This window comes from Metabacillus endolithicus (assembly GCF_023078335.1).
Taxonomy (GTDB): domain Bacteria; phylum Bacillota; class Bacilli; order Bacillales; family Bacillaceae; genus Metabacillus; species Metabacillus endolithicus.
Window position 1 is genome coordinate 686,369 of record NZ_CP095550.1, and the last position, 19,619, is coordinate 705,987.

Annotated in this window: 21 protein-coding genes, 1 other RNA gene, 3 pseudogenes and 1 riboswitch; of the genes and pseudogenes, 7 read left to right on the plus strand and 18 right to left on the minus strand. The window is 33.7% G+C overall.

What is annotated here, in order from left to right; translation table 11 throughout:
* Nucleotides 1-4: 4 nt before the first annotated feature.
* Nucleotides 5-229 carry a methionine aminopeptidase gene (locus tag MVE64_RS03800; protein ID WP_231307740.1) on the minus strand — a complete coding sequence of 75 codons (225 nt, stop codon included), beginning with the start codon at nucleotides 227-229 and terminating at the stop codon, nucleotides 5-7.
* Nucleotides 230-510: 281 nt separating this feature from the next.
* On the opposite strand from MVE64_RS03800, the gene MVE64_RS03805 reads away from it, so the two are divergent.
* The gene (locus MVE64_RS03805; RefSeq protein WP_247343941.1) at nucleotides 511-960 is read left to right on the plus strand and encodes a hypothetical protein; all 450 of its coding nucleotides are present in this window, start codon (nucleotides 511-513) and stop codon (nucleotides 958-960) included.
* Nucleotides 961-1,338: 378 nt separating this feature from the next.
* Here the strand turns inward: MVE64_RS03805 and MVE64_RS03810 are convergent, their stop codons facing one another.
* From MVE64_RS03810 to MVE64_RS03820, 3 genes are all read right to left on the minus strand, one after another.
* Nucleotides 1,339-1,578 (minus strand): HPr family phosphocarrier protein, encoded by a 240-nt coding sequence (locus MVE64_RS03810; RefSeq protein ID WP_231307742.1) that lies wholly within the window; start codon nucleotides 1,576-1,578, stop codon nucleotides 1,339-1,341.
* A gap of 120 nt (nucleotides 1,579-1,698) precedes the next feature.
* Nucleotides 1,699-2,076, minus strand: a complete 378-nt coding sequence (locus MVE64_RS03815; RefSeq protein WP_247343943.1) for a PH domain-containing protein — start codon at nucleotides 2,074-2,076, stop codon at nucleotides 1,699-1,701.
* A 150-nt stretch (nucleotides 2,077-2,226) separates the two neighbouring features.
* Entirely contained in the window at nucleotides 2,227-2,496 is a 270-nt protein-coding gene (locus tag MVE64_RS03820) for a hypothetical protein (protein ID WP_247343945.1), read from the minus strand.
* A 258-nt stretch (nucleotides 2,497-2,754) separates the two neighbouring features.
* On the opposite strand from MVE64_RS03820, the gene MVE64_RS03825 reads away from it, so the two are divergent.
* Both MVE64_RS03825 and MVE64_RS03830 read left to right on the plus strand, forming a co-directional pair.
* Entirely contained in the window at nucleotides 2,755-2,955 is a 201-nt protein-coding gene (locus MVE64_RS03825; RefSeq protein WP_098796095.1) for a cold-shock protein, read from the plus strand.
* Nucleotides 2,956-3,296: 341 nt separating this feature from the next.
* The gene (locus MVE64_RS03830) at nucleotides 3,297-3,515 is read left to right on the plus strand and encodes a helix-turn-helix domain-containing protein (RefSeq protein WP_231307745.1); all 219 of its coding nucleotides are present in this window, start codon (nucleotides 3,297-3,299) and stop codon (nucleotides 3,513-3,515) included.
* 123 nt (nucleotides 3,516-3,638) lie between these two features.
* Here MVE64_RS03830 and MVE64_RS03835 read toward each other — a convergent pair.
* The 13 genes and pseudogenes from MVE64_RS03835 to MVE64_RS03895 form a co-directional block, all read right to left on the minus strand.
* A pseudogene (locus MVE64_RS03835) lies at nucleotides 3,639-4,955 on the minus strand (nucleobase:cation symporter-2 family protein).
* Nucleotides 4,949-5,542 carry a xanthine phosphoribosyltransferase gene (locus tag MVE64_RS03840; RefSeq protein ID WP_247343947.1) on the minus strand — a complete coding sequence of 198 codons (594 nt, stop codon included), beginning with the start codon at nucleotides 5,540-5,542 and terminating at the stop codon, nucleotides 4,949-4,951. The pseudogene MVE64_RS03835 and the gene MVE64_RS03840 overlap by 7 nt, the downstream one beginning before the upstream one ends.
* 178 nt (nucleotides 5,543-5,720) lie before the next feature.
* Nucleotides 5,721-5,822: riboswitch (purine riboswitch) on the minus strand.
* 133 nt (nucleotides 5,823-5,955) lie between these two features.
* Nucleotides 5,956-7,463: pseudogene (locus tag MVE64_RS03845) on the minus strand (carboxypeptidase M32).
* A gap of 123 nt (nucleotides 7,464-7,586) precedes the next feature.
* Nucleotides 7,587-9,509, minus strand: coding sequence for an ATP-dependent DNA helicase (locus tag MVE64_RS03850; protein ID WP_247343950.1), 1,923 nt, complete (start codon nucleotides 9,507-9,509; stop codon nucleotides 7,587-7,589).
* A gap of 154 nt (nucleotides 9,510-9,663) precedes the next feature.
* Nucleotides 9,664-9,858, minus strand: coding sequence for a hypothetical protein (locus MVE64_RS03855; RefSeq protein WP_247343953.1), 195 nt, complete (start codon nucleotides 9,856-9,858; stop codon nucleotides 9,664-9,666).
* Nucleotides 9,859-9,996: 138 nt separating this feature from the next.
* Nucleotides 9,997-10,182 (minus strand): hypothetical protein, encoded by a 186-nt coding sequence (locus tag MVE64_RS03860; protein WP_231307751.1) that lies wholly within the window; start codon nucleotides 10,180-10,182, stop codon nucleotides 9,997-9,999.
* Between the two features lie 74 nt (nucleotides 10,183-10,256).
* Nucleotides 10,257-11,399: a THUMP domain-containing class I SAM-dependent RNA methyltransferase gene (locus tag MVE64_RS03865; RefSeq protein ID WP_247343955.1), complete on the minus strand. Its 1,143-nt coding sequence runs from the start codon at nucleotides 11,397-11,399 to the stop codon at nucleotides 10,257-10,259.
* A 169-nt stretch (nucleotides 11,400-11,568) separates the two neighbouring features.
* Nucleotides 11,569-11,959: RNase P RNA component class B (rnpB, locus tag MVE64_RS03870), an RNA gene on the minus strand.
* Nucleotides 11,960-12,028: 69 nt separating this feature from the next.
* Nucleotides 12,029-12,328: a cell division regulator GpsB gene (gpsB, locus tag MVE64_RS03875; protein WP_098796104.1), complete on the minus strand. Its 300-nt coding sequence runs from the start codon at nucleotides 12,326-12,328 to the stop codon at nucleotides 12,029-12,031.
* 103 nt (nucleotides 12,329-12,431) lie between these two features.
* Nucleotides 12,432-12,992 carry an SLOG family protein gene (locus MVE64_RS03880; RefSeq protein ID WP_247343958.1) on the minus strand — a complete coding sequence of 187 codons (561 nt, stop codon included), beginning with the start codon at nucleotides 12,990-12,992 and terminating at the stop codon, nucleotides 12,432-12,434.
* Between the two features lie 143 nt (nucleotides 12,993-13,135).
* Nucleotides 13,136-13,405 (minus strand): CotD family spore coat protein, encoded by a 270-nt coding sequence (locus tag MVE64_RS03885; RefSeq protein ID WP_098796106.1) that lies wholly within the window; start codon nucleotides 13,403-13,405, stop codon nucleotides 13,136-13,138.
* A 310-nt stretch (nucleotides 13,406-13,715) separates the two neighbouring features.
* Nucleotides 13,716-14,986, minus strand: a pseudogene (locus tag MVE64_RS03890) (ribonuclease H-like domain-containing protein).
* Nucleotides 14,970-17,261 carry a DEAD/DEAH box helicase gene (locus tag MVE64_RS03895; protein WP_247343961.1) on the minus strand — a complete coding sequence of 764 codons (2,292 nt, stop codon included), beginning with the start codon at nucleotides 17,259-17,261 and terminating at the stop codon, nucleotides 14,970-14,972. The pseudogene MVE64_RS03890 and the gene MVE64_RS03895 overlap by 17 nt, the downstream one beginning before the upstream one ends.
* A gap of 218 nt (nucleotides 17,262-17,479) precedes the next feature.
* Between MVE64_RS03895 and MVE64_RS03900 the strand changes: the two genes are divergently transcribed.
* From MVE64_RS03900 to MVE64_RS03915, 4 genes are all read left to right on the plus strand, one after another.
* Complete coding sequence (locus tag MVE64_RS03900; RefSeq protein ID WP_247343964.1) at nucleotides 17,480-17,962, plus strand: Hsp20/alpha crystallin family protein; 483 nt, start codon at nucleotides 17,480-17,482, stop codon at nucleotides 17,960-17,962.
* A gap of 263 nt (nucleotides 17,963-18,225) precedes the next feature.
* Entirely contained in the window at nucleotides 18,226-18,414 is a 189-nt protein-coding gene (locus MVE64_RS03905; RefSeq protein WP_247343967.1) for a hypothetical protein, read from the plus strand.
* Nucleotides 18,415-18,419: 5 nt separating this feature from the next.
* Nucleotides 18,420-18,668: a sigma-G-dependent sporulation-specific acid-soluble spore protein CsgA gene (locus MVE64_RS03910; RefSeq protein WP_121662552.1), complete on the plus strand. Its 249-nt coding sequence runs from the start codon at nucleotides 18,420-18,422 to the stop codon at nucleotides 18,666-18,668.
* 19 nt (nucleotides 18,669-18,687) lie between these two features.
* The gene (locus MVE64_RS03915) at nucleotides 18,688-18,948 is read left to right on the plus strand and encodes an Acb2/Tad1 domain-containing protein (protein WP_247343969.1); all 261 of its coding nucleotides are present in this window, start codon (nucleotides 18,688-18,690) and stop codon (nucleotides 18,946-18,948) included.
* Between the two features lie 186 nt (nucleotides 18,949-19,134).
* On the opposite strand, the gene MVE64_RS03920 is transcribed toward MVE64_RS03915, so the two are convergent.
* Nucleotides 19,135-19,563 carry a YppG family protein gene (locus MVE64_RS03920; RefSeq protein ID WP_247343972.1) on the minus strand — a complete coding sequence of 143 codons (429 nt, stop codon included), beginning with the start codon at nucleotides 19,561-19,563 and terminating at the stop codon, nucleotides 19,135-19,137.
* Between the last annotated feature and the right edge of the window lie 56 nt (nucleotides 19,564-19,619).

The following is a 19,619-nucleotide window of genomic DNA, read 5'->3' on the forward strand; positions in this document are numbered from 1 at the left end:
TCATTTACTGATATTGGTCACCATTACCATTCCATTCTGCATATTGCCCAGTACCATTGCAACCTGGACAATCAAACACCGCATCATACGTAGGTGTATAAACACTTGTTAAGGATGATGTAAAACCTCTACCCCTACAATCAGGGCACCTTCCTAAAGATTCCATATCAGCGCGAACTTTCTCGATTCTTGCTTGCTTCCATTCTGATAATCCACGAAGAAAATTCAATGGGTTCACCTCTTTTTCCTTAATATTCCTTACTATTCAACAAGAGGTGACATTTTAAACCTTTTTCACCAATTTTTTTTATAAGAGGCCTGTTCAGAGTTCAATTTTAAGAATATTTAATCATGCAACATAAAGAAGAATCAAAAAGTGTAAAATATGAGAAAAATGATCTATAAAAATATCTACATACATGATTGAATTCTTATTAACAATTGTCGATTTTTTTTGTAAAATAAAAGAGTTTATTAATTTAATTTCTGGGGATAGAAGAGGGGATTATCGTGGCTGAATTAGCATTTAAAGAATATATGTTTAAAAAAGGAAGTAAAACTACGATTTATATGTACCAAAACAGTATTGAAATAATTCATGGTGGGTTCTTAGGGAAATTTAACAAAATAAAATTAGTACACTATAAAAACATTGTTAATGTTTCAGTTAAAGAACCTGGATTTGCTTCAAATGGTTACATGGTCCTTGATTGTGGTAAGAATGAACATAAAAGCGAAAGACTTGAAAACACAATTGAGTTTTCCAAGCAAGAAAGAGAAATGGCAATGGAATTGAAGGAACTAATTGAAGAAAAGATTGTTGAAGTAAAAAATCAGAGAGTGGATTCTGCTGTTGATAATTTTGAAAAATTAAAGAAAATTAAAGAATTGTATGATTTAGACATTTTGTCAGAAGATGAATATCATGACCAGAAGGAACGTCTATTAGAAAAGAACTAATTTATATGTAAAAGAGTGTCTGACCTCTCCTGCAATTCATTTGTTGGAGGGGTTGACACTTTCTTTTATTTTTAAGTTATCTATTATTTTCCCATACTGTGTATTTTCCTGTGCCTTTACACGTATAACACTCTACATTGCTCCCTATATAGTGCATTGGCACAATAACAACTCCATATCCACGACAATCAGGACATTTCCCAAGGTCCTTCATTTTTTCAATGTGATTTTGCCTTCTTTTTTCCATCCACCTAAACATCATGAATTTTTTTACCAATTGTATTCACCCATCCTTGATGTTTCCGTTTTTATAGAGTATTCAAGTTCTACGGACAAGGTGAATAAAAAAAGGTAATTCCTAATTAAGTTTTTATCACATTATAAAAAAAGTTTAATACATTCCTTTATGGCTTCTTCTTCATCCTCTCCAGCTGCTACAATTCGAATATTTGTTCCTGTTTGAATGGTTGCTAATAATCCTAATAAACTTTTAGCATCTGTTTTAAAGTTTGGTCCTACAATCATAATATCTGACTCAAATTTGTTTGCAATATTTGCCACTTCAATAAAAGAGTTGACTGTAAAAAGACGTGTTATTGTTAGATCTTTAACTCGCATGTTTGTCTCCCTATTGTAAATTTATAAAAGATTATTTTTTCGTTTCTATATTCATGACAGGTTTTTTCATAAAAAGGCCTCCCTCTAAACGATTGGGAGACCTGCATGAGCTGCTTTATATTATCTTGCTACATATGATGCTAATGCTTTTTGTACATCATAAATGCTTTTATCTTTTTTGAATTGCTTCGAAACTGGATTTGCTGTACTGGAAATCCAAATTTTTAATTCTGCATCTAAATCAAAGCTACCAGCCGTTTCTACGCTAAAATGGGTGATGCTTTTGTATGGAATTGAATGATATTCCACTTTCTTCCCTGTTACTCCTTGCTTGTCAATAAGAATTAATCGCGTATTTGTAAAAACAATTAAATCTCGAATTAATTTATAAGCTTTTTCAATTTTTTCGTTATCAATAATAATTACTTCTAATTCTTTTTCAACTGAACTGATATCAACTTCTGAGACATTACCCATTAGTCCGTCTAAAATCCCCAAAATCATCCCTCCAGTATTTGTTATTGTAATAACTATTCTTTATTCCTTTATTACTTTCCTGCATAATTGATTATTTTAACTTCTATACAATTACATCAGTCTGCTAAACCAGACCTGTTATTAACAAAAAACACTCCAATACCGGAAGTGTTAATCCATTAAGCCTTCATCAATGTATACTTCCATTCCCTCTTCTTCTAAGCATTCACCAAAATATTTTACAGCTTTTTTAAATTTAAAGTTGAGTATATTTAGATCTTGATCTTCTATATCATAAACAGCAATTACAGCACCGCTCACGTATAGGTTTATATAATCTTCTCTACCAGTTAAATGTGCTTTTATACTAAATTCCTGACCTTTTATAACTTGTTTATTTGTTTTTAACGCTTTAGATAATAATTGTTTTATTTCTTCCATTATAACTCCTCCTGTAAGTAACTCTTTATTGGTTGTAACATATTTATTTGGTTAAGTACAATTTGGCAAATAAACCAGGTTCTGTAGAAGTTTTATTTTTCCTTATTTGCTTTTCTAAAAATTATCTGTTATGCTATAGAAGAATTATTTTTGTTCGGTCTGTAAGGAAAGAATAAGTGTTTAAACTTTTCGCCTTTGATATCTAATTGAGCAAGGATAGTAATAAATTGTGGTATTTCCACACAGGAGGCAACAATTATGCAACAAGGTACAGTAAAATGGTTTAACGCAGAAAAAGGTTTCGGTTTCATCGAAGTTGAAGGTGGAGACGATGTATTCGTACATTTCTCAGCTATCCAAGGCGAAGGATTTAAATCTTTAGACGAAGGTCAAAAAGTGACTTTTGAAGTTGAACAAGGTCAACGTGGACCACAAGCAACTAACGTAAACAAAGCATAATTTCAAATAAAAAAGGACCCGTAATACGGGTCCTTTTTTATTTGATTTTGTTATGGTTTATACGCAATAAAAAAATCCCCACTCAAAAAAGAATGGGGAACTAAACTTGCTAAAAGGTATTTCAATGGTTAACTTAAGCATAGCACACAATTTGTAGAATACCTAATTAAATTAATAAAATAATACAATACTTCTTATATTCATAATATTATTCTCTACCTTTCCTATTCAAAATATCACTTTCTAATGCCTGCTAATTAGTAAATTAGAAAATAATATGATGGAAAGTATCAATTCATTTCGTATTGTGCTATGCTTGATTAAGAAGCGAGGTGTCAAATTTGGCAGCGTATAAAGCAAAGAAAAGTAATCTTAAAGAATTATTAACCAAAAGTAACACTGAGCTTGATGTTCTGGCGAATAAAACAAATATTCCAGTAGAACAGTTAAATGACTATCTAGATAAAAAAGTCATGAATCTTAATAATGCAATGACAATCTCAAAAGAATTAAACTGTACAGTTGAAGATCTTTACGTTTGGAAAGTTTCCGGAGAGTGATTAATATTCGCTCTCTTTTTATTTGTTTAAGATGTTAATCATTAAAAAGGTTGCCAGCATTTTCATGTCTAAGTTAAAAATATGCAGGCAACCTTTTAACAACTTTTTCTGTTTACTACAACTTTAAGAAGCCTGACTTTGTAACACGGTCTCTTGTTCTCGCTTTTGTTTTTGACCTGATGGAATAATATTAAAAATGATATTCAATATTATGGCTGTTACACTTCCTGCTACAATGCCGCTATTCGTTAAAATTTTTACAGACTCTGGTAAACCTGCAAAGATTTCAGGAACAACTGTAACACCAAGTCCTAAACCAACAGAGCAAGCAACAATCAGTAAATTTTCTTGTGAAGCAAAAGAAACTTGTCCTAACATTTTAATTCCATACGCAACGACCATTCCAAACATCGCAACCATTGCTCCACCTAGTACAGATGACGGAATGATTGTAGCTAATGCTGCGATTTTTGGAACAAGACCTAATCCAATTAACATACCAGCAGTAATATAAATTACACGATTTGTTTTAATCCCTGACATTTGTACAAGCCTCAACGTTTTGTGAAAATGCCGTATATGGAAAAGCATTGAAAATAGCTCCAAGCATATAAGCAACACCCTCTGCACGATATCCACGAGCTAAGTCTTTCTCATTAATCTTTTTCTTACAGATATCTGATAATGCAAAATATACTCCTGTTGATTCAACCATGCTGACAATGGCAACGATTGTCATTGTCAAGATCGGAGCTAGTTCAAATGATGGTGTTCCAAAATAAAATGGCTTTCCTATATTAAACCAAGATGCCTCTGAAACAGGTTGAAGATCTACCATTCCCATAAAACCCGCTGCAATAGTACCTGTAATAATTCCTATTAAGATTGAAATTGCTCTAATAAAGCCAGTAAAAAAACGATTTAATAGAATGATTAAGATTAAAACGCCAAAAGCTAAAAGAAGATTTTCAGTAGATCCAAAGTCTGCACTACCCTCTCCTCCTGCCATATTATTCATTGCAACTGGTATTAGTGTAATACCAATAATTGTAACAACTGATCCAGTTACAACTGGAGGAAAAATCTTACCAGTTTACCAAATATAGAAGATATTAAAATTACGATAAGTCCGGACATGAGTATTGCTCCATAAATAGATGAAACACCATATTCCGTTCCAATTGCAATCATTGGCCCTACTGCTGTAAACGTACAACCAAGAACAACAGGTAATCCAATTCCAAAAAAGCGATTCTTCCATACTTGTAAGAATGTTGCGATTCCGCACATAAAAATATCAATGGCAACTAAATATGTTAACTGAGCACCCGTTAAACCTATTGCACTTCCAACAATTAACGGTACTACAACAGCTCCTGCATACATTGCTAGAACATGTTGAATTCCTAAAGAAAAATCTTTTAATGAATGCTTCATGATGTAACCTCCTCAAGTTCTTCAACAAAATTTACTTTGCCATCTACTAATGATGCTATTCTTGCTAATGATTCTACTCGATATCCCAATTCTTTTAATTCAGCTGCTCCTTTTTGGAATGACTTTTCAATGACAATTCCAATTCCTATTACAGATGCACCTGATTGTTTAACGATATCAATTAATCCTTTTGCAGCTTCACCATTTGCTAAAAAATCATCAATAATTAACACATTGTCAGTTTCATCTAAAAATTGATGTGAAACAGAGATCGTATTTTCTTCTTGTTTCGTAAAAGAATAAACAGTAGATACTAATAGATTATCTGTTAATGTAAGAGACTTCTTTTTTCTAGCAAATATCACTTTCACTCCAAGTTCCAACGCTGCCATAACAGCTGGAGGAATTCCCGACGATTCAATAGTAACAATCTTTGTAATTCCTTCATTTTTAAAGCGTTCAGCAAACTCTAAACCTATTTCTTTCATAAGCTCCGGATCAATTTGATGATTAAGAAATGAATCAACTTTTAATACACCGTCAGAAAGAACAATACCTTCGTTTTCGATTTTTCTTCTAAGTAGCTCCATTTTTTCCTCCTAACGTCTTTCCATCCATAGACTCTTTTTCCGTCTTAACGATCATGAATTCAGCTCTAGCTTCTTACCCTTAGATTATTATCGAGAATAAAATAAAAAAGCGGCATTGCTTCCACTATAAGTGAAGCAATGCCGCTTTCATTACATACTAATATATCAAATGAAATGTGCAACAAGAAACTCCACTCATAGTCGAACAATTTACGGTTATTCGGTAGAAACTTGCAGGCCATATCCCTGCGATTATATGAGTGCTATGTAATTAATTCAAATTATAACAATATATCATTATTTTGCAAATACTTTTTGATCAAAACACGAACTTTTTTCGTATTAACTTTTATAAACATTCGTAAAATCAACAAAGGAGCGGCATTCTCCGCTCCTCTTTCTATTAAAATACCTTATAAATTGTAGATTCCTTTATATTTCTGTTCAAGATAGTCAATTAAATATTGGGCATTTAATTCTTCACCAGTAACATCTCTTAGGATTTCCAAAGGTTCTTTTGTTCGTCCATATTGATGAATTTGCTTTGTTAACCATCCTTTAATCACATCAAATTGACCTGTTTCAATTATCTCATCATAATTTGGCATTTCTTTCAACATTGCATTTTTAATTTGCGCAGCATACATATATCCTAATGCATAGGATGGGAAATACCCGAAGCTTCCTCCGTACCCCAATGTACATCCTGTAAAACACCTTGTGCGTCATTTTGTGGGACGATCCCAAGGTATTCTTCATATTTATCATTCCAAATCTTCGGCAATTCTTCAACGCTTATTTCATCATTAAACAATGCTTTTTCGATTTCATATCGAACCATTACATGTAACGCATACGTTAATTCATCTGCTTCGATTCGAATCAAAGATGGTTTTGATTCATTAATCGCTTCATAAAATTCATCAAGGCTTATTCCCTCAAATTGTTTAGGTGAAAAATCTTTGAGGCTTTGATAGTAACGTTGCCAAAAATGCTTATTTCTTCCTACAAAATTTTCATAAAATAGAGATTGTGATTCATGTATGCCCATAGAAGTACCACTACATAATAAGGTACCTTCTAATTCTTCTGAAATATTTTGCTCATAAATAGCATGACCACATTCATGAATTGTACCAAATATAGCTGTACGGAAATCTTTTTCATCATACTTTGTTGTTACACGTACATCGTTTCGATTAAGCGTTATTTCAAAAGGATGAACAGTTTCATCTAATCTACCAGCTTGAAAATCATAACCAATTTCTTTTAATAAAAATTCACTTAATCTTCTCTGATTTTCTTTTGGAAAATGTTTAAGGAGAAAATCTGTCTTAGGCTTGTATTCAGTATCTGAAATTGCCTTTACTAAAGGGACGATACGTTCTCTAACTTGTGAAAACACTCGGTCCAATACTTCAACAGTTACCCCTGGTTCATATTCATTTAGTAGCGTATTGTACTTATGTCCTTCATAGCCCCAATATTCAATTAGTTTTTTGTTGTAATCAACTAATTTTTGTAAGTAAGGTGCAAACATTTGAAAGTCTGATTGTTCCTTTGCTTGTTCCCAAACAGATTCAGCCTTTGAGCATAGAATAACATATTCTTGATATTCCTTAGGTGGAATTACTTTGTTTTTCTTATATTCCTTTTTTAATAATTCTACTGCCTTTTTTGTGACAAACTGAAGGTTATCATAAACATCTTCCTGTGACAGTGTTGTGAGATACTCGTTCATTTTATCTGAAACAAGCATTTCAAATGCTTCAGAAGAAAGCATTCCAATTACTTCAGATCGTTGTTCTACACCTTTTTTAGGAGCACCAGTACGCATATCCCAATACATAACACTAATTGCTTCATCATATGCTTTCATTTTTTTTATGTATTCCAAAAACTCTTTTTCTATTTGTATCATTCCCGCCACACTCCCTTTGTTTATGTACTATCTAAGCGTATAAAGCCATTGAATGATTGTCAACGAATTTTAAATTAAGGTTATAGTCTAACTTTAAAGATAGGAAGAAGCCATAGCTTCCACCTATTTAAATGTTGGAGGAACAGGTAAAACTGATTTTATATGATCCAAAACATCCTGATCTTGATCGTTATAAAAGATTGTAATCGAGCCTTTATCGTCACTAGTTCGAATTAATCTACCAATGCCTTGTCTCAGCCTTAATATCATATATGGAAGTTCGACTTCTTTATATGGATCTTGTTTATCTGATTTTTTCGCCTCAAAGACAGGATCGTCCGGAGGGTAGGGTAACGACCAGATAATAACATTAGAGAGTGATGGCCCAGGAATGTCTAGACCTTCCCATAAATGAACAGCACATAATACAGAGTGTTCGTTTTGCTGAAACTCTTTCACTAAAGAACTGATTTCCTGATCTCCTTCAAACAATAATGGATACGAAAAGCTATAATCAACCATTCTTTCCTTAAACCATTTTATTTCTTTATGAGACGTAAAGAGAATAAGACCTCTGCCTTCTGTTTTATTCAATTCCTCTAAAGTTTTTTCCAATTTTTTCTCAAGTTGATTTTCTTTCAACAATTGAATGTTCATTTGCTCATCATAATCAAAAGGCGAATCAACAGAAAGTGATAAATAATCATGTACACCTATGTTGTTTGCTATAAAGTCAAATGATTTATTTTCAGATAATGTAGCTGATGAAAAAACAATTGGCATTTTTTTAGAGAAGACTTTTTCTTTTAAAACTTCTTCTACTTTTTTAGGCATAATAACTAAAGTATATTCATCACCTTTTACTTCTACCCAACTAACTGCATTTGAGTTTCTATTATATAGGGATAATGAATATTCCATTTGATCAATAAACTCTTCCACAATTTTCAATTCATATTCTCCGATTGTGTACATCTCACCTTCGAAAACAAGGGCTTCACTAATTTCGGATAACTTGGATTGTAATTGTTTAGAAGTTTTTTGCAGCTTTGCTTTTTGCTCAATCCGTAATCGGTTAGAGCCTTCAACAACACTTGTACATTGTTGTAAATCATCAAAAAACATATCATTTATAGCAAGTGCATCTTCTACTAAATATGCTAATTCTTCACGAATTTCATTTTGTAATAATCTCTCGAGAAAGATTTGTAATGTACTTTGCTTTACTCGATATGTTAATGCTTTTTGTGCAGCATACTCTAGTAAGTGACCTTCATCAAACACAACACTACTATAATCCGGGAGTAAAGGAATTTGACCTTCTCTTTTCCGGGAATCATACGTCCAAATATGTTCCATAAAATAATCATGTGAACATACAATAAGGTCAGTTGCTTTTCGATAATAATCACGAGACAATGTTAATCCACAACGATGTCTTTGCGAACAAGTAGAACAATCTTGAAAAGGATCCCAACCAACATTTTCCCATTCCTCATCTGAAAAATGACCAAATTCTTTTCGATCTCCGTAGGCCGAGAACTGTTGCATCCCCGCTTTTTCATGAACGAAATCCGGCAGTGATTGATATAAATCTAGATACTTCTCTTCTCCAGTTCGTTGAATAACATTGTCTAATTTATTTAAGCACAAATATTGACTATGAGTTTTACTTAGCCTTACGTCCATATTCAATTCTAGATGCTTAGATAACTTCGCAATGTCACCTTCTTGTTTAACAAGCTGTTCAATTAACGTTTCATCTGCACATGCTATAATCGCCGGTTTACCTGTATATCTAGCATAAGATAAGGCATAAAGCAGGTAGACAATCGTTTTTCCAGTCCCAACACCAGCTTCAGCAAACATGACCTTCTTCTCTTGAAATGCTTTTTCAAGCTGAAAAGCCATGAAAATTTGTTCATCTCTTAACTCAAACCCTTGATCTGGAAGAATATCATAAAAAACATCTCCTATCCAATTATTCAAGGCTTGGTAAAAGCTCTCATCCTTTGATATGGTAAAAGGCAAACGTGATGTTACCATAAACGCTACCTCCACATTCAGTTTCAAATTTACCGCAAATAATAATTATCATATTATATAGTTAAAAAGTCAATTCATATGACTATAATAGTATGTAAAAAAGAGATAAAAAAGAGGCAGCCACTATGGCTACACAATGTTCCACTTATTATAACTATTTGTCAAAAAGCGATTCTATTATTAACTTATGATCAATCGATGTAGCAACCGAAAGAGCTCTCATCATATCCTCTTTCGCTTGCCCTAACTGCAAAATCACATCTGAATAATCACTTACTTGGTTCTCTAACGATTTTTCAGTTGAGAAAAGCGCCTTTGAAATTAACTCAAATTCTTGTTGGTCATACATTTCTTTTCCACCTCTCAAAATAACGAAATCTACTATTCAAGGGAACTTTATTAGATTTCACAATACTGAAAGGATTTATTCGTTTTCAAGTTTACCACAAATTTGCAAACCTTAAAAAAGTAAAAAACGAAGAGCCAATTACTCTTCGTTTTCTACCTTTTTAAAACCCTGTTGAAGTAATTCATTTGTTAATTCATCATGATTTACAATATAATATGTACTACCTTCATCATTGGTAATAATAATTTCTGTCGGACTTGCGTCAACACGAGCTGCCTCTATGTCAAAATACTTCTGACCAAGTTTATCTGAAATTGATGACAATTTGTCCACCTCCTTATTATCCCATTATATCAGGATCACCTATTTTTGAGTTATATCATTTTCCACATTTTTTTCTAACCTTTTCGTGGTGGACGAACATTTGACCAATATTGATAAAAGTCTGTTTTAATGAAGCCATTAAAAAGCTTACGTTTTTTTGTTGCAGGTTTACCGTAAAGCTGTTCAAAACCTTCATGAGAAGTAAGCATATATATGCTCCAAGTATCTAAAGCCGCGAAAGCTTGTCCCATTTCTTTATACATTTGTTCCACTTCTCTTTTTTCTCCAAGTCGTTCTCCATAAGGAGGATTTCCAACGATAACCCCAAACTCTTTTGTTGTGGTGAAATCTTTGACCTGCATTTGCTTAAATGAAATGATATCTGCAAATCCAGCTTCTTCTGCATTCCCCTGTGCAATGTTTACCATTCTATGGTCAATATCACTAGCTTGAATATCTAATGGCTGATCATAGTTAGCTTTATCCTCTACTTCTTGTCTTGCAAGATCCCATTTGTCTTTTCCGATCCAATCCCAAGCTTCAGAAACAAATTCCCTGTTAAATCCTGGTGCAATATTTTGTCCAATAAGAGCTGCTTCAATCGGTATTGTACCAGAACCACAAAACGGATCTACAAACGGACGGTCTGGTGTCCATCGTGTTAATAGGACAAGAGCAGCAGCAAGAGTTTCCTTTAACGGAGCTCCCCCTTGGTCAATGCGAAAGCCTCGTTTATGAAGTCCTGTACCACTAGCATCTATTGTGATGGTTGCAACATCTTTTAGCAGCGCAACTTCTACACGATAAAAAGGACCATCTTCACTAAGCCAACCTTCTTTTTTATAATGTGATTTTAATTTTTCAACAATTGCCTTTTTCACAATTCCTTGGCAATCTGGTACACTTGCTAATGTTGATTTAACTGATTTTCCGATAACAGGAAACTCTGCATTTTCCGGGAGAAAATCTCCCCAATTTAATGCTTTAGTTTTTTCAAAAAGCTCATCAAATGTTTTTGCCTTAAACTCTCCAACCTTAATTTTAATTCGGTCAGCGGTTCTAAGCCATAAGTTGGAACGACAAATCGCTAATTCATCTGCCTCAAACGTTACCTTACCGTTCTCAATTGAACATTCATACCCTAAATCTTTTACTTCTTTACCTACAATCGCTTCAAGACCCATTGCAGATGTTGCAATAAGAGTTAATTTACTCATCTTTTGACACCCTACCTTATATCTATCTATTTATTCGTTTATCACAATCTATACTATGTATATCCTGAACCATTTCATCCAATTATATCCAACAAAGTTATGTAAATAAAAAGGGACTGATATCATCAGTCCCTGTTGTTTACTGTTGTTATACTGATTTCCAATAACGTTCGATAAGCCATGTTTTGTTCCATCGTACTTCAAACGGCATAAGCCTCGTACTCAGGTGGTAATCATCTATCTACAAAAGCAAATTGCTTTTGTCCTTCTCTTCGTTCAATTCCTCCAAGAAGGTGCCCCTACCATAATTTGGGTTTCTCGCTCGTGGGGTTTACCTCGTTCCACTCTTACGATTTCTCGCAAGACTCCGTCACTGTGGCACTTTCAAGGTATTCAAGCCATATCCATAGGGACTTAGGCTTTTTCCCTGCCGTCAGCCAAGTAAACTTGACTGCCCTAGCTTATGAATTCGCTAGGCACGAACACTACGGGCATCTCAGCACCGTGCGAGCATGGACTTTCCTCTACAATCCTAAAGACTGCAGCGATTACCTGAACGTTATTAACGAAACAGTAAACTCAGTATACCTAATATTTAAGGATAATACAAGTGGAAATAACTAGGAGAATTAATCGTATAGTTTACTTCCAAACACATGTTTTTCAAGGTTAGATAAACGTTTTAAAATATCGAAGTTTGTTGTATTTGTTTGTACTGGTGTTTGCTTCTTATATGTATCATCAAGCTGCTTTTTTAGACGCAAATTTTCTTGTTGTAGATCTTCATATTCTTGATGAAAGGTTTCATAATCCTTAATAACCAAATCCAAAAATTTATCAACTTCTTCTTGTTTATAACCTCGTACACCTGTTTTAAATTCTTTTTCTAATATTTCTTTCGCTGTCAATTTCATTTTATCTGAAAGCATATCTTCACCTCATTATAACGAAGTAATCAACTTATATTTTTTCAGAAATCCTGCTACTTGTCAATTTCAATTATATTTTCCTCGAAAAAACATATGTATTCTTTTACCAAAAATCTTGTTTTTTTGAATTTTCCTCTTCCACTATTGTTTGTAGTTCAGAGAAATCAATCATGTTTATTGTGTAGGGTGTAGTTTGTTGCTTTTTTCGAGCTGTTTCTAATAAATATTTAGGAGAACCTTCTTTTTCTTCATCATAAACTAAAAGTACTCCATCGCTTTTATGGACAAGAAATTCATTTTTCTGGAGAAATTGAACAGGACTTTCATATTCTCTTTTTGTTATACTGTCAACAATATCTGCTTGTGAGAGAATAAACTCATAATATTCTTGATTTGCTTCATTCCACTTTGACTCTTGATTTAAAAAAGGAGTTAAAACAGCTAACTTGAGATCAGAATATTGAAGTTGCAAATCAAACACAACTTCCGCAGCCCACAACTCTACACCCATTTGTCCACTGATGATCACCCATTCTACCCCTTCCTCTACAAAGCCTTTTAACGTTTTTTCGATTGCCTTTTTAATATAAGTAACGGCTTGATCGTCATTTTTAAAAATACCGAGTTCAAATGATTTGTAACCTGATATTGTTAAAACCTTCACTTTTATCACCTAATCATTATATAAATTAATACCTTTCATTATACTTATATTTCAGGCTGAAATGTATAAAAGATCCTTATCGCCCTATATTTCGTTAATTACAGAAAAGGGAGCTGAATACAGCTCCCTAAAGCTTCAAATTATTATCCAAAGAATGGACCAGGGCCAAATCCTGGACGTGGACGAGGACCAAATCCTGGTGTTGGACCATAAACATTAAAGTGTTGGTGTGATACCTCATTCTCAAAAGATTGAGTTTGAGGGAAATAGTGTTGATGCTTATAGAATTCATGATTTACATTTGTTGTGTGTTGTGGATGAATGTGTGGTACGATTGTTTCAGAATAACTATTATTTACACAGTGTTTTGTTGGGTGTACAATTGGTGCCATAACTTTTGGTTTGCAATGCATGTAGCATTTCTCCTTTCATCTTTTATCATGTCTTACACTTTTAACCTATGATGAAAGTTACCTACATGTACTAAGGCAAGCACCTAATTTTTATAGAAAAGTATAGAAACTGTCTTTAAAATTCGTAAAAATAACAATTGTTAAGACGATTACAATGAAAAATAAGTATAATACGCTTTTATACAAAGTTGCTCTTCTCCCTTGTTAAGAACTAATTACAACCACTTATTTTACATGGTTCACCATAATCCTACAATTGTTATTTAATAAATCTGTTAAAATTCATACTTTTGTCAAAAAAATGGCGAAATTACTCAGTTTCTGCGCTTGCCCGGGGAATATTTTTGGAAAATTTCCTCTTTAAGCGATTCAATCTGTTTAAGATGTCATTTTCATCGATAAACGACAGCGTTTCTTTACATTCTTTGAAAAGAATATACATTTCTTCAGTATGTTTTGTTGCTTTTTGCAAGTCTTTTTCTTTATGTTCATAATACTTTGCAAGTTCTTCTAAAGCCCTTATTGCCACTTTCCCTTTTGATCCTTCTACAATTTCATTCCATAAGTTGATTGCCTGTTTCCATTCCTTTTGTTTCTTATAAAGGAGGTTTAATGCATATTTTGCTTCTACATCTTGCTTTGTGGATTTTTCCATAAGACTTTTGTAAGCATCTAATGCTGATGATTGATCACCTACATAATCTAACCAACGAGCAACTTCATAATGCTCGGAATCTGTAGCCTTATCATTTGTGCTCAATAGTTTATAAGATAGATGGATATATAATGTGATAAGAGAGAGCACATCTATTTCATTATGTTTTAGAACTCCCATAATAATTTCGGCTTTTGCTGTTTTACAAACTGAAAATAAATCATTGGAGCTAAAAAGCCAGGAATATCATTTTCTCGATAAATCCCAAGAATATCATTTTCGACTTTGGCGAGTCTTACTGACTCGAGCTCTTTTTTCCAAAGCCTTCGTGCAGCATGAAATAGATCAAAGTGACCAAATGCAGGGAGTTTTGGTACTAACTCTCGAATTAAAGTATGGCGGGTTTTCACCTGAGGCCAATCAAAGGCTTTACCATTATAGGTGACAAGTGTTTTACTATTAATCCCCTCCAAAAAGCTTTGATAAAGTGCAACTTCATTACCTGGTTTTGGTAGCAAATATTGTTTCACAACTACCCGATCCTCCAGAACTTGAGCTTGCCCCAACAAAAAAATAGTGTTTCCCGCTCCCCCACCAAGTCCGGTCGTTTCCGTATCAAAGAAAAACAAATCACTTGCCTGGTGATCTTTAGAGGAAAGCGGATGCTTTAAATCACTTTGATTCCACATAGAAACAACATGTTGAAATTCTTTTAACTGATATTTTCCGTGTTGATAATCCAGTGGATAAACAACTTCACGAATGAAACAAGTTTGTCCATCATAATGGATGATTTGTGTGTTATGTTCATCCCATAATAATTGTTCTGGGTCATAAGATTGCTGTTGAACATTTTCAGACTTTTGCTCCGTTTCATCTCGAACAACATGCTTTTTTAATCGATTTAGTTTATTTTTTAACGACATTTGCCTCATCCTTTAATTTACTTAAAAGAAAATGGGTGTCTTTTTTGATAGATTCAGTTGAGCTTTCAACACCAATACATGAAGGACATCCAGCATAGCATGGACAATTTTCTATTAATTTAATTGCTTCATTCAAAACATCTAATATTGTTTCATAGATTTTCTTTGATAACCCTACCCCACCTGGATATCGATCATATAGAAAGATTGTTGGTTGATTATTATGAACAGCTTTAATTTGCGCGATTACATGCAAGTCACTTGGATCACACATTACTTTTAACGGTGCAACGTGCTGGAGAACATGTGCTGCTGAAACTAGAGCTTCCTCCATCCTTTTTTCAGATAAATCGGCTACTGTATTAGAATGAAGACTCATCCATGCTGAATTTGTATGAAGCTCTTCTTCTGGTAGATGAATAGGACCTGATCCAATATTTTCATGAGTATCAAATTTAATTTTTTTAAAGATTGTGGCCATAGCTTGAACCGTCACATCTCCATAGCCATAGTCAACATCCTCCATATGTTTAAGCATATCTTCCTCTAGTACTTTTAATTGAACCGCAAGATTGGCATCCGTGAAATAATCCACATCAACTTCTCTTACAAATGCCTTTTTTTCCTCCCAATCAAGTTTTTCCACTTGAAATTGAACACCTTGATGAAGATAAATTGCCTCATCATGCAGTAATGTCATTGCGCTGAATCGATCCATCTCACCAATGACCTTCACGTTCGCAATATCAGATTGATCGATAATAATCACATTTTCTTGTGAAGCTGACCGAAGACTTATATTGTGAGCCGGGAATGAATCGTTCATCCAGTGATAGGTTTCATTATTATAGTAAAGCACTCTTTCTTCCGCTAAAAACTGCAGGATATCTTCTAACTCTAACCCATCGAACGTATCACCTTCTCTAAATGGAAGCTCAAAAGCAGCACATTTTAAATGATCTACAAGCACAACTAAATTATCAGGGTTTATGATGGCTGTTTCTGGATTTTGTTCAAAAAAGTATCGTGGATTTTGTATAATGTATTGATCCAGTGGACTGGAGCTAGCAACCATGATAATAACTGCTTCACCTTGTCTTCTTCCAGCTCTTCCGGCCTGTTGCCATGCACTTGCAATAGTTCCAGGATATCCTGTCATAATACAAACTTGTAAACTACCTATATCTACTCCTAATTCAAGGGCGTTGGTGCTAACAACACCTAAAATTTCGCCATCCCTTAGACCTCTTTCAATTTCCCTCCGCTGTTTTGGTAAGTAACCCCCTCGGTAACCGCGAATTGATTTTTTTGCTAGTTCATTTTTTATCAATTCTTTTAAATAAGTTAAGATAATCTCAACTCGCACACGGCTACGGGCAAATACGATTGTCTGAATCTTATTTTTAAGAAATTCTCCTGCTAATCTTCTAACCTCTAAGGTTGCACTTCTTCTAATATTAAGTGGTTTATTGACAATAGGAGGGTTATAAAAAATAAAATGCTTCTTACTGGCTGGGGCACCATTCTTTGAGATGAGCTCCATATTTGTTCCAGTTAGTGTTTCCGCTAATTCTTTTGGGTTAGCAATTGTTGCAGATGTACATATAAACTGCGGGTTACTTCCATAAAATTCACAAATTCTCTTAAGTCGTCTAATGACATTGGCTACATGGCTGCCAAATATTCCTCGATAAATGTGAAGCTCGTCAATGACTATATATTTTAGATTTTCAAACAGTGAAACCCATTTAGTATGATGCGGTAAAATGGCTGAATGAAGCATATCTGGGTTTGTAATGACTATATGACCTGCTTTTCTTACCCTTTGCCGGATTGCAGGTGAAGTGTCTCCATCGTATGTATAAGAATTCAATTGAACTCCCATTTCTTCGATCATTTCATTAATCTCAGATTTTTGATCTTGAGCCAGTGCTTTTGTAGGAAAAAGATATAATGCCCGACTATTTTCATCTTTCAATATATTTTGGATAACAGGCAGGTTATAGCATAATGTTTTTCCTGAAGCAGTTGGAGTAACCGCTACAAAGTTATGCCCTCCACTTGCGAGTTTATAGGCTTCACCTTGATGTGTATACAATTGTGAAATCCCTCTATTTTCTAATGCTAATTTTAAGCGTTGATCTAGGTCAACCGGCATTTCAACAAGTTCCCCTTCTTTAGGAGGAATCGTATGCCAATGAACAATTTGATCTCTAAAATCGTCCTTTGTTTTTAACACATTTAAAATAGTTTCTAATGATTTTCTAAATTCCATTTTTTATTCACTACCTTCTAAAGTCTGTAGCTTCACTTCTATTTTAGCGAATAAACGTTCGGAATAAAAGTGGTATTGATTTGAAATTATATATTTCTAACTGTTAACTAATTTTTTAAATAACATAAAAAAGGGAAATAATTACATTAGGGAAATAACGTTTCTAATTCCCTTTTCATATAATACTCTGTCATCACATGTGGTAAGGAGGAGTATTGATGAGAAAGAAAAATGAATTAAATAGAAATAATAAAAATGAGCAGCCTCTAGAACAGCTGGATTTTTTCCAAATTGTTGATCATTTTTTTCGATCAGAGCCATTAAGGCAATTTATGAATGAGTTTGATTCTATGTTTGAGGGAGCTTTTCCGCATAATGCTATCCACGTAAACACTTATGAAACAGACAATAAATGTGTTATTGATTTAAAAATTCCTCCTGTCAAAAAGGAACAGATAAAACTTGAGCTTTATGATCAATATTTAACAATTTCTGTTACAAATCGTGAGGAAATTAAAGAATATAATGAACATGCTTCAACATTTAGAAATTATACATCGTTAGATAGCCTGTCAAAAACGATTCTCCTACCATATCCTGTTAAAGAACATGAAATAAAAACTACCTATAAAAATGGTTCATTACTTGTTACAATTCCTAAGAAAACAAAGCAAATTTTAATAGAAGATGATACAAAATAATTCATGAGTTAAGGTCTTTATGACCTTAACTATTTTTGTGTGATTTACTTCCATACTTTGGATTCTCTTCAGGTGTAGGATCCTTTGCTAAATCCTTTGCTGATGCAGTCACTTCCGCTTTACTTCCACTTTTATTTTGCTTCACCTTTATCACCTCTCTTTTATAATGACTTAATTTTCAAAAGTTTACCCAAAGAAAAACCAAAAATTTACGAGAAATTATTACGATTGATTAGAAACAATAAGAGTGGAGGTGTTTATAAATGACGAAACAAAATCAACAACTACCTGATTTTAAAGAGTTAAATGATCGCATTATCGCCGAAGCATCGTCTTCTCCTTCCATTGTCATTAAAACTAATTTAGATCAAGAGGATGTGTCAATGGACAATCCATATTCAAATAAGAACACAGGTAACTCTGAAGAATTTAAAAACTTTTTTAAGGAATGATGAAAATGGATTTTACTTTAGGATATTTGCGAGAAGCTTTATCGAACTATGACAGAAGTTCAGTATGTCATAGAATTTATCAAAAGTTGGAAAAAGGTTCGTATGAGAGTGAAAAGGACTTCGTATTAACACTTGAAGATGATGAAGTTCAATTTCTAAATAACATCTTACCTGATGAAATAAAATATGCCTTTGACGAACAAGACTTTATACGCGGAAATCAATTAAACGAGGTTTATGAACAGTTAATATAGAAGATCACTGGAGGTTCTTATGAACAGAAACAGCAATCATTATATCAACATTAAATTCCAAACAGGTGCCATTGACCGTGAAGGCGTAAATGGTTGCCAAGTTGAAGATGTTATTAGTGTTCTTGTTGACAAGCTTAAATCTCATCAAAATGGTGAATTTGCTTGTCCTGAAAACTCGATAGCCATCTCAAATCTTCAAACAGCAAATTATGCATTAATAGTAAGAAAAGAAAGACTGGAAAATAACCATGGAGAAACTGAAATCCATGAAACCTTTTAACACAAAAAAATATTCTAATACAGATGTTGAAGAGGTCAAGCGTCTAAATGCTCAATCGGCTTATCATATAATGAAGTAAAGCAGTTGCTAGCACAGCACTATCAAAAAGAGAACAAATGAACATAAGCAGAAATGACCCAGTTTGTTCATACAACTGGGTCTTTTTACATTATTTAAACATAGACGTTACCCCTTTAAAAAGCCCCCCATTTGATTGACAGCGTTCATCATTTGTCCAGCTGTATCCATCATTTTGTTAAAGTCTAATTGTCCGTCATTTTTTTTGAATTGTGAAAGAATATTTTGAAAACCTGATGGTTGCTGCTGTTTAAAATGTGGCATTGGTTTGGGATACGGAGTTGGATATGGATTACTCATATATCCGCCGCCATTCATGCTTCCTCCGTAACCACCTCCATAGGGTTGTTGGTAAGATTGCTGAAAGCCTGGTTGATATCCTTGAAAGTAAGGATTTGCTGACTGATTTGAATATGGATTACTGTTATATGGATTTTGGTAACCAGACATTTGCTGTCCATATGGTGGAAACGTTTGAAAATACTCACTTTCTCTCCTCCGAGATCTCCTATTGAAATATGGATATTGTTGTTGCATCCATGGACCTCCTCCCAATTATTTCATCACAAGTTATTACATCATATGATTCAAAC